At 61.5% G+C, this 9,402-nt stretch carries 8 protein-coding genes; 4 read left to right on the top strand and 4 right to left on the bottom strand.

The window, feature by feature from the left end; translation table 11 throughout:
• The first annotated feature begins 1,051 nt into the window (after positions 1-1,051).
• The gene (locus tag AB0P23_RS17540) at positions 1,052-1,549 is read left to right on the top strand and encodes a helix-turn-helix transcriptional regulator (RefSeq protein ID WP_363798565.1); all 498 of its coding nucleotides are present in this window, start codon (positions 1,052-1,054) and stop codon (positions 1,547-1,549) included.
• Positions 1,550-1,722: 173 nt separating this feature from the next.
• Here the strand turns inward: AB0P23_RS17540 and AB0P23_RS17545 are convergent, their stop codons facing one another.
• The gene (locus tag AB0P23_RS17545) at positions 1,723-2,757 is read right to left on the bottom strand and encodes a GAF domain-containing protein (RefSeq protein WP_363798567.1); all 1,035 of its coding nucleotides are present in this window, start codon (positions 2,755-2,757) and stop codon (positions 1,723-1,725) included.
• A gap of 41 nt (positions 2,758-2,798) precedes the next feature.
• A complete protein-coding gene (locus AB0P23_RS17550; protein ID WP_363798570.1) occupies positions 2,799-4,184 on the bottom strand; it encodes a cytochrome P450 in 1,386 nt (461 codons plus the stop codon).
• A gap of 216 nt (positions 4,185-4,400) precedes the next feature.
• Between AB0P23_RS17550 and AB0P23_RS17555 the strand changes: the two genes are divergently transcribed.
• Together AB0P23_RS17555 and AB0P23_RS17560 are read left to right on the top strand one after the other, a co-directional pair.
• Positions 4,401-4,613 carry a hypothetical protein gene (locus AB0P23_RS17555; RefSeq protein ID WP_032392039.1) on the top strand — a complete coding sequence of 71 codons (213 nt, stop codon included), beginning with the start codon at positions 4,401-4,403 and terminating at the stop codon, positions 4,611-4,613.
• A gap of 210 nt (positions 4,614-4,823) precedes the next feature.
• Complete coding sequence (locus AB0P23_RS17560) at positions 4,824-6,653, top strand: hypothetical protein (protein ID WP_363798573.1); 1,830 nt, start codon at positions 4,824-4,826, stop codon at positions 6,651-6,653.
• Positions 6,654-6,792: 139 nt separating this feature from the next.
• On the opposite strand, the gene AB0P23_RS17565 is transcribed toward AB0P23_RS17560, so the two are convergent.
• Complete coding sequence (locus AB0P23_RS17565) at positions 6,793-7,788, bottom strand: hypothetical protein (protein WP_363798575.1); 996 nt, start codon at positions 7,786-7,788, stop codon at positions 6,793-6,795.
• Positions 7,789-8,332: 544 nt separating this feature from the next.
• Between AB0P23_RS17565 and AB0P23_RS17570 the strand changes: the two genes are divergently transcribed.
• Positions 8,333-8,815 carry a hypothetical protein gene (locus tag AB0P23_RS17570; RefSeq protein WP_363798577.1) on the top strand — a complete coding sequence of 161 codons (483 nt, stop codon included), beginning with the start codon at positions 8,333-8,335 and terminating at the stop codon, positions 8,813-8,815.
• A gap of 15 nt (positions 8,816-8,830) precedes the next feature.
• On the opposite strand, the gene AB0P23_RS17575 is transcribed toward AB0P23_RS17570, so the two are convergent.
• Entirely contained in the window at positions 8,831-9,199 is a 369-nt protein-coding gene (locus tag AB0P23_RS17575; RefSeq protein WP_363798580.1) for a hypothetical protein, read from the bottom strand.
• Between the last annotated feature and the right edge of the window lie 203 nt (positions 9,200-9,402).

Genomic DNA, 9,402 nt, shown 5'->3' on the forward strand with positions numbered 1-9,402 from the left:
TTTCGTAAGTCGCTGCGATGCAGCGGTGTTGGGCGGGTGTGGCAGGAGTTGATGGTGGAACCACCACCGTCCGCGCTGGGAGAACGACCGAAAACGAGGGTCAGCCTTCGGGTGATCCCTCAGCGCGGACGATGGGTGATGCCTTGGGAGTGGATGCCAGCGTGCGTCCGTTGCACGCTGGCATCCACGAGCGCTCAGCCCAGCAGGCCGAGCCAGAACCAAAGCTGCGAGAAGATCCAAGGCATCGGTCGTATTCCTTTCTGTCAGTGGAGTTGTGGAATGTGTTCGATGTCCCGGCGGGGTCGCGCAGTTCGGCACACGATGAGGTCGAAGCGTCACCACGCGACCCTCGCGCCGGTCCACCAACTGAGGGGCTACACGGGAGCCTCAGTGCAGTGAGTTCGCCGCGTAGACCCTCGCGACTGATCGTCTCTTCAGGCGTCAGTCGAGATTGGGGGGGTACTAGGCCACGTGGCTGAAGAGCGGAGACCGTGGAAGTGGTTCCAGGAGCGTCGCATTGGCGTCAGTCCATTCACCAATCACCGCGCCCGTCTCTTCGCAGATCAGCCTGTGGTGGCTGTGGTGGGGCATGGCTGGGCGCGAACACACGGCCAGGCCCGCAACACGGTCGTTGACCGAGGGGCAGAGGGCGGTGCCGGGATTGCAGGTGGAGCCCGGATGTAACGTTCGCGGTTGCGCGACAGATGTCATAGGTGTCTCCGATCCGATTGCGGTTCTGCTAGATCCGCATAGGCTGGGAGAGCCCCTGCGGATACAAGTTGGGCCCGATATTGGGGCTTTGTTCTGTAGGTGGAGGGGACTCCGGATGCGTTTCGGGACGACCAATCACGGCGCATCTGGAGTCTGCTAATTCGAGTTAATCTGTGCCAGTGGGCTCCTCGCTTTCTTTGGCGTATCAGTGATGCGTAGACGCTGCGGCTGATGAGGTGTGCGTCTGTAAGCCGAATCTTGCTCTGCCGACGCCCAGGGGCGAACCTCAATCGCATTGTCTAAACAACTGTTTCTATACACTAACATCAAAACATGCTTTATGTGCTACCGAATTGGGACAAGTGGCATCGTGTCCTCTCGTGAGGTTCCATCGGTGAGGCGTCGGTTGCGTGGTTTCGCACCTGACAAGCTGCGGGCACGACGAATTGAACTCAAGCTGAGTGGTGCCGAGGTTGCGCGTGTTCTCGGAGTGGCTTTGACGACGTACTCACAGTGGGAGCGAGGCCAGTCCCATCCCCGCATAGACACTCTTGCTCGATGCGCTAAGGAATTCGGGAGCGAGATCAGCGATTTCGTCTCAGTGCCGGAGGACGAGGAATACCTCGGTGATCTGCGAATATCCAGGGGGCTGACCCAGGGGATGCTCGCGAGCGAAATCGGCGTCAGTAGCCAGTACATCGGGGCGCTCGAGCGCGGGCAGAGCAAGTTGAGCGCGCCGGCCGCCCGCCAGATAGCGGAAGCGTTGGGGTACCCGGAGCAACGGGTCAGCGAGGCATACGAGCGTGTGCGGAAGCGGCCACGGGGCGAACCGGCCTGACTGGGGACCTGACTCTGGATCGACATTCTGGCTCCAAGACGCGTGCTTGTTAGCCACGTGAAATGTGTTCCACGTGGTGCTCAAAGGCTGCGTCTGAGGGCCATGCGGCCGACAGGAAATCTTCAACTCTTCGGGAGAGCGGAAGGTGCCGAGGGCGAAGCTATCATGATCGGTTAGGGAGTGGGAACCTCGAGCACCTGCTCGGAAGGTTGTAGCGCGGGGAGCACCGCAAGGACCAGCCGGTCACCAAGCTGTCCAGGGTAGGGCCGTAGTTCGAGTCGGGTTTGCTGCCACTTCCAGCCGGTCGCGTCGCCGCCGTCGATTGCACGGACGCGCACATCAGCTGACACAGGTGACGTATCGTGAGTCCACTTTTCTAGGGCATCTGACAGTGTCGCTCTGTCGTCGTCGTGCAACACGCCGCAGCCGCTTGTGAGGTCACGCCATTTCACCCAGGTTGGAGCTTCCGGCAGCCACATCGTCAAAATCCCGGTTCGGCCGTCGAATACAGCGATGCGTGTGCCACCGCTCTCGAGGCCGCTCGGCATTCCCAGCTCAGCCAATGTCGGTTTGTCGGGTTCCGTTGTGTCTGTCACGTCGTGCCAGAGCAGCCTGAGGCCGACGTTGGGAGGGTCAGTTCTCCCCCTGCCCCAGCAGTGCCAACGCATGATTCGGCCATCTGCGTGGAGAACGGACATTGGGCCCTCCCACTTCTGACCGTGTGTAGGGACCAGTGCCTGGCCGAACAACTCTTCGGACCCATCGAATTTGACGGCCTTGGCGTTGTACTCCGCCGGGGTTCGTTCTGGTACGTGATCAGCGGCAGAGACACCGGACATCGCGGAAGCCTCGACTGTCTGCTCGATGACGGTGCGTTCGAGTAGCCAGGCTATTCCGGAAACGATGCGCACAGGATCGGGTTCGACCTCCGGGTCCCCCACCCAGACCTGTATGCCGTGGGTTTCCCCTGACGGCCCCAGAACGGGTACTGCGCGAATGCGAGCTTCACGCCGACGGCCTTTGAAGATCACATCTTGCTCGGCGCAAGAACTGCGTGTGAGTTCCAGAAAACCATGCAGATCAAACTCAGGCCCAGGTGACAAGCGATCGATTTTGGTCCAATCTCGGACCTTCCCCCCAGTACTGATGACTGTCATCTGTCCTGGCACCAGGGTTTCCACCAGGTGCCAGCTGTTCACGATGTCCACAGGTTCCCCTTCCTGATCGACCTAGACCGACGACGGTACAGTCACAGCCGCCGCGAAACAGAAAGTCTGACGCCGTGTGGCCTCATTGTCACTGCTTCGCGCACATCGAGCTGGTAACCGGGGTCTGCCCGAATCTCGTACCGACGAGCTATGGACGCCAACGCAAGCACCGCCTCGTGTAAGGCGAATTGGCGGCCGATACACGCTCGCAGGCCAGTGCCCCAAGGCTTGTATATACGGCGGTTGGTGTCGCTGGCCTGGCCTGTGGCGAACCGGTCGGGGTCGAACTTGTCTGCCTCTGGCCCCCACTCCGGTGAGCGGTGCAGCTGTGGAAGGAGAACAAAAACCCAACCCTCGGGCACCTCGTACCCGCCCAGCGAAGTTGCTCCGCGCTCACGAGCCTTGCGGAAGTAACCGGGTGCAGCGGGCCACAGGCGGAGAGTTTCGTCGACCACATGTCGTGTCCGTCGCAGCTTGGCCACATTCTCGAACTCGATGTCGGTGCCATCAGGAACGACGGCGTCGACTTCGGCCCGTATCCGCTGCATCTCATCGGGCCGCGTGCTCAGGAAATGCAACGCAAAGGCGATGGTCGATGCTGTTGTCTCGTTCCCCGCGATCAAAAAAGTGATGATCTGATTGCGGATGTTCTCCAGGGCCAGTCTGTCGCCCGTATCGGGGTCTGGCGTGCTGAGCATATGTTCGAGCAGATCCGGAGACGTTTTGCTGGAGTCAGGCTGGGCCATTCGCTGTTCGATCAGGGAGTCGACAGTGTGACGTATGAACTGGAGGTCCTCATCGTGCTGCCTCGTCGCCCTTCGTCCTAAGACAGAGCGGATGATCGGCACGTCGTTCGATGACTTGTTGACAAATTGAAGGACGCGAGCGATCGCGTCCGCAAAGGGTACGGGCTGGCGAAACGAGCCGAAATCATGCGACAGGGCGCAGCGCCCGATCACGTCGAAGGTCAGTTTGGAGCACTCGTCGTAGGCGTCTACCGGACCCGATCCGCTATCCCACGAGGTCAGAAGTTCGTTGACTGATTCCTGTATGGCGTCGTGGTAACCGCGCATGGCCCCTTTGCTGAACGCCGGCCCTAAAACAGCATGCGCGCGATGCCAGTTCGGCTCCGAGTTGAACGCGGTGAACAGACCGTCTTCGCCGATGGCGCGTAGCTTGCGATGTGGCAGGGCAAGAAATTTTGCCCAGTACTTCTCGTCGTTCACTTCCGCGACAAGCTCCGGGTCCGAGACCACCACGAGCCTGTGGCCGAAAATCTTGCGTTCGTAGATCCCCCCGAGCTCAGAGGCCATCGCCATCTCTTTTTGAACAGGCTTGGCCGTATCGAGGCCAACGATGTCTCCGGCAAACGGCAGTCGGTAACGCGGGTGAGGCAGGGCCTTCGAGATGGTTTGGGCGATCTCCATGCCAGATAGTGTCCCCCACGTCCGCAGACACTGGTCGACGGCCATTGTGTGACGCCTGCTGCGAGTGCGGACCGGTCAACGCGTGAAGACCGTTTGAATGACAGAGGTGTAATTCCTGGTGATTTCCTCGGCGTGTCACCCACACCTCAAGGTGATTCTGCATCAGGATGGGGCGCAGGTTGGGAACGTACTTAGCCAGTCAGAAGGAGGCGCGTCATGCCGATGCCCAGTAAGGGTGACCGGAAACCGTTGACCGTCAGACTCCCGTCGGAGCTGATCAAGTCCTTAGAGGCGCAGCGCAGTTCGGCTGGTGCGACCTCCCTCAGCCAGTACGTCTCGGATCTGCTGGCAATAGCGAGTGACCGGGAAGATCTTGCCCTCGAGCTCAATCGCCATCGTGACCAGGGGGTGCTACCTCTGACTGCGTAGAAAACTTCAGCCCGCCGGCTACCGGTGGGTTCGTAAAACTGCATCTGCGCAGCGCCTTACAAACGAAAAACCCCCGGCGTGCAGGCCGAGGGTCTTCGAAGTAAGAGAAGCGAGCTACTAACTCGATTCTCGGTGTTGCGCATCCCCACGAAAGGGACTGTCTTGCTGGACAGGTCTCAGGGTACATCGTGCCCTGAAGTAGGTACAAGATTGAATGCTCGTGTCGTCCGTCCGGATGCGACGGCGGACCGGCTGTGGCATCGATTCGCACCGGCCATTGCTGCCCGCCGATCGATGAGGCTCTACGACCCGCGGACGCGTAAATACGTGTCCGCGGGCCCGTTGACGGTCAAAAGGCCGGCATTGCCATCGGCTGTGCCGCTGTTCTCACGCGGGCGCGCCGGCATCGTTGCCCTGGACTTCGACACCAAACATCACGGCCACGCCGCCGTTGTCGCCGACGTAGCGCGTCTGCAGGCGTGGTTGACCGAATGCGGTGGCCGCGCAGTAGTCGACGAATCGACCAGCGGCGGCCGACACGTACTCGTACCGCTGGCACCGGGAAAAACAGTCACCGCCCACGAGGTGCGTCCGTTGTTGCGCCTTCTAGCAGCACGGCTTCCCACGCTGGACATCACACCGATGACCAACGACTCCACCGGCTGCATCACCGTGCCGGGCTCGCAGTGCAAAGAAGGTGGCTACCGCACCCTCGTCGACCTCGACCCGGCTACAGCGTCCGACATCCTGACCGTCGGGTCCGATGCCGGCACACTCCAGCGGCTCGAAGCCTTGCTCGGAGGAACGGGACGAGCGGCTATAAGCCCGATTGACGCCCACATCCGAGCCGAGACGTCGGCTGAACGGGTCCTCGGCAGCGGCGATGACGCCCGGTTGCATCCGCGTTTCTGCCGCTCCACTCCGCCGCCGCGCTGCGTCCTCGACTTCGCCAGCAGCGGCCGCATCAATACCCGCCGCTGGCCCTCACGCTCGGAAGCACGCCAGTCCGTCATCACCCACGCCGTCCTCTCCGGTGCCAGCCCTGCCGACATCCTCACCCGAGTCACCGAACCTGCTTGGGCGGGTGTGCGGGCCGCGTATGCCCGCTATGCCGAACCCGAACGCGCCATCCGCCGCGACACTGCCCGCGCCCTCGACTGGGCCGCATCGACACTCCCCGATCCAGTCCGGGATATCGGGCACAAGCAAAAGCACACAGGGGGTACCTACGATCCGGTCCTCCACTCGTGGCTTACCCACGCTCAAACCTGGGTCGCTTCTGAGTTCCTTCATCGGCGAGATCGCTGGACTACCCATGCAGTCGTTCAAGCACTGTCGTGGGCTGCAGCAGTGTCGGGCCAGATAGTGGAAGGTGTTCCCACTGTGGGTGTCGGTGGTAGGTCACTATCCATCGCCGCCGGCATGCTTCCTGAATCAACGGTGTGGTCAGTTCTGGAGCGATTGCGGGACATGGAGGGCTCACCGCTGTTGCTCATCGAGCGAGGGGTGGGCCAGAACCCTGATCGGTACGCGTTGGTGCCCACACACGCGGGACGAGCGGCGTTAATCGACACCTCCATAGCGCCAGCAGAGGTGGAGTCGGTACACCCGGCGTGGAGTGTCATCGGCTGGCGTCACCGTGTCCTCTACGACGCAGTAGTCACCGCAGCAGAACCTATGACCCCGGACGAGTTGTTCACAGCTATAGGCGTCGGACGTACCAGTGGGTATGAGGCTCTGTTAGATCTGCGCGTTGCCGGTCTGCTCACGGTCGAGAGCGCCCACATCGGTGTCGGGCCGGTCGAACTCGACGACATCGGTCATCGTCACGGTCTCACGTCGGCCGTCCGTGCGCGCATCGTGCGCCACCGCGCCGAACGCATCGTCTGGCGGGAATGGCTTGCAGCCCGCGACGAGGCACGCACTCCGCCCGAACCTGACCGGTCGTTGTTTGCCGTCGCCGACGAACACCCTGCCGATCCACCCGACCGCGACTACATCATGGCGGTGATGAACACCGGTCCACCTGACCCGTTCTAAGACACTATGCCGGTCACGTATCTCGGCCAGACGCGAATGTCGTTCTCGTTCGTTTCTCGGGATCAGGTGGTCGACAACTTTTCTTGACGATACGTAGCGTTGTTGCTTGCCTTCATCCCTGCGCGGACACCCAGGTGTGTCAGAGTGTTTCGTTACCGAGTAGGTCGAGTGTGCGCTGCAGGAGCACTTCGATACGGTCCTCGACGTCGTCGACCAAGTCGGGAACGCCGGCCAAAGCGGTATGTGCGCGGCGTCGTGCATCGACGCCTGCGCGGTAGTACCCGGAATCGAGTTTCACGGAGCGCTCCAAATCGGTAGGACCGACGACCTGGAGCTGTTCGGTGTCCCCGCGATGCTGCGAGCTGACGACGCGATGGCGGCGCGAGGTGTGTAGCGGTGCGTTCCCGGTGCGGTGCATGGCAATGACCGATCCGACCTCGGCGGCAGTCATCGCGGCGACGGGCAGGGGCATGTGTCCCCATCGATCGATCGGGACCGCGATCGCGCCCGATCGGGTCGGCCACTCAGACATCTCGGGAAACGTGTTGTCCTGCAGATGCTCTATGAGCAGGGTTGTCGATGGGTAGCGGTCGGAGAACTGCAGGACCGTGCGCCACCGCTCCCACACTTCGACCGGCCTGAAGTCGGTGACGTCGTAGGAATCGATGCGAACACGGTGGTGTCCACCGATCCAGACACTCTCACCATCGATGGTGATCTCGCTGCGGTCAAGTGATGCAATTGCCCTGTGCGACAAACCCACTCCGGCCAAGAGGAGAAGTACGGCGTCACGGCGGCCAAACAACGCGGCAGTCGATCCAACGGTCGGCAGTCCGGCCGCGATCGCCTGATATTGCACGGCACGTCGGATCGTTCTCGCGCTGCGAGCAGAGTCCAGTGCCAGCCGGAGCGAAGTCGCGCGCCCTGGCGCGGGGAGGCCGGCATCGAGGTGGACGTGGTTGATAGCAGAGACCCGGCGTAACTGCCCTGCATCGCCGGCGGGGTTCTCATTAAGAAACTCCGCCAACGTGATCGGCGTCGCGGGTAGTGGCTCGACGTTCGCGGCGGAGCACCAGTCGGCGAACAGCCCCCACTCGTAGCGATACCCGCTCACCGCGGTGGCCTGTCTTGCCATCTGTGCGACGGTACCGGCTTGGGCCGACAGCTCCGGATCGACTTCTCGAGGAGTCCGTCGAGAAGTCTTGACACCGTTCGATGATGTCGCCATTGGGGCCCGCCTAGTGCCCTGCTGATCAGTTGACCGTCGCCGGTGTTGATCGACGGCAAGAGCCACAGGACTGCGACGCACCACAACGCGGCACCGGGCCTATGGGGCAGTCAGTGGATCGAGACTTGGAGCGCATACCGCCGCGTCATTCGAATGAATTAACTTCCAGCGAAACTTGCACTTTGCTGGGTTGGTCACGTTGCAGCAGTAGCGATCGGGGCAGCACTACAGATGTACGTCACGGTGCCCACTTCACCGCCTCAGAACCGTAATGTGACAGTCTTCGTCGTGAGATCTCAGCAGCGCCGTTCAACTGACCGACTGCCGGTGGTTTGGGGTACGCAGCCCCGCATGACGCGCTGGAGACTGGTTTGGGCTTCTTACTCGCCCTACCGAGCTGCAAGATTCATCTCTGCACGAAATAACGCCTGATCGAACAGAATGGATAGATGTGAACCGTTTGAAAGCCGCAGCAACTGTTGCCGCAGTCGGTGTACTTCTCGCCGTGACGGGTTGTTCATCCGACTCCTCCGAAGACGACGTCGCGTCTACGGTGACAGCAACTACTACCTCGTCCGAGGCCGCGCAGCCGGTTCCGGCAGTAGCAGCCAGCACAGCCGAAAGCGTGTGTGCGCAGATCGAAGAAGCCGGGATCGGCGTGAATTGTGTTCGTGGTGAAGGAAATGGACTGGCTCTGGCGGCGACGGAGGTCTACGACTTCGATCTTCCATCTGTTCCCGGTGAAGGCGGTGCGGTCATGGCCTTCGATGATGTCGACCTGTACCAAAAGACCGTGCAGGGCTACGAGGATGCCGCTTTCCTGGCCGGCCCTCACCGCTACGGATCGGAGCCAGCCTTGATCTTCGTTCAGATCAATGAGGGGCTGTCACCGAGCGACGGGCAGAAGGTCAAGGGAATCGTCGACGCGCTATAGGTCCTCGGCGCGCCATCACTCGGTTGCATGTGTCGCGTCCGTCGGTGCCCAGGAATCGACAGCGTTCAGGAGCCGGGCTCTGATCTCGGCCGCCGGCGCAGCCAGATCGACGGTGACGAAGCGGAAGCGGTGTCCCTGGATGACGGCCGATTCGTCGAAGTGGTGACCAACGGTCGGGTAGAGCAGGACACCTTCCGCTGTCCGGCCCAGTTCGTCGTAGACGCTCTGGGACTGGACGTAAGCGTAGAGCTGAAAGACGTGGCTGCGGTCGAGACGGCGGGTGCCGTGAAACCCCGGCTTAAGGGCGTCGGCGAACTTGGTCTCGACGATGATTCGCCGGTCGATCCCACGTAGCGCCGAAGACGAACCGGCTGAGCGAGACATACCAGCAGGTGAGGACCAGCGTTGTCATCAGTTCGATGTCAGCCCTTTTCGGTTGGGCCGATGGACTTTCGTCTATCGTTCGCCTCGGATGCTTAGCCGTAGGAGGGTGGGACTGCCCCGACTTCAGTTGACTAGTGGGGTTGAGCGATTCAGGCCGCGTGTGCGGTCCGGTTGATTGTCTCAAACTCGATAGGGGTGAGCTT

The organism is Rhodococcus sp. NPDC077669 (genome assembly GCF_040686915.1).
GTDB classification, from domain to species: domain Bacteria; phylum Actinomycetota; class Actinomycetes; order Mycobacteriales; family Mycobacteriaceae; genus Rhodococcoides; species Rhodococcoides fascians.

Bases quoted from the DNA above. Each gene is read 5' to 3' on its own strand.
- AB0P23_RS17540 (WP_363798565.1), top strand. From the start codon at position 1,052: ATGTGCTACCGAATTGGGACAAGTGGCATCGTGTCCTCTCGTGAGGTT.
- AB0P23_RS17550 (WP_363798570.1), bottom strand. From the start codon at position 4,184: ATGGAGATCGCCCAAACCATCTCGAAGGCCCTGCCTCACCCGCGTTAC.
- AB0P23_RS17555 (WP_032392039.1), top strand. From the start codon at position 4,401: ATGCCGATGCCCAGTAAGGGTGACCGGAAACCGTTGACCGTCAGACTC.
- AB0P23_RS17565 (WP_363798575.1), bottom strand. From the start codon at position 7,788: ATGGCAAGACAGGCCACCGCGGTGAGCGGGTATCGCTACGAGTGGGGG.
- AB0P23_RS17575 (WP_363798580.1), bottom strand. From the start codon at position 9,199: ATGTCTCGCTCAGCCGGTTCGTCTTCGGCGCTACGTGGGATCGACCGG.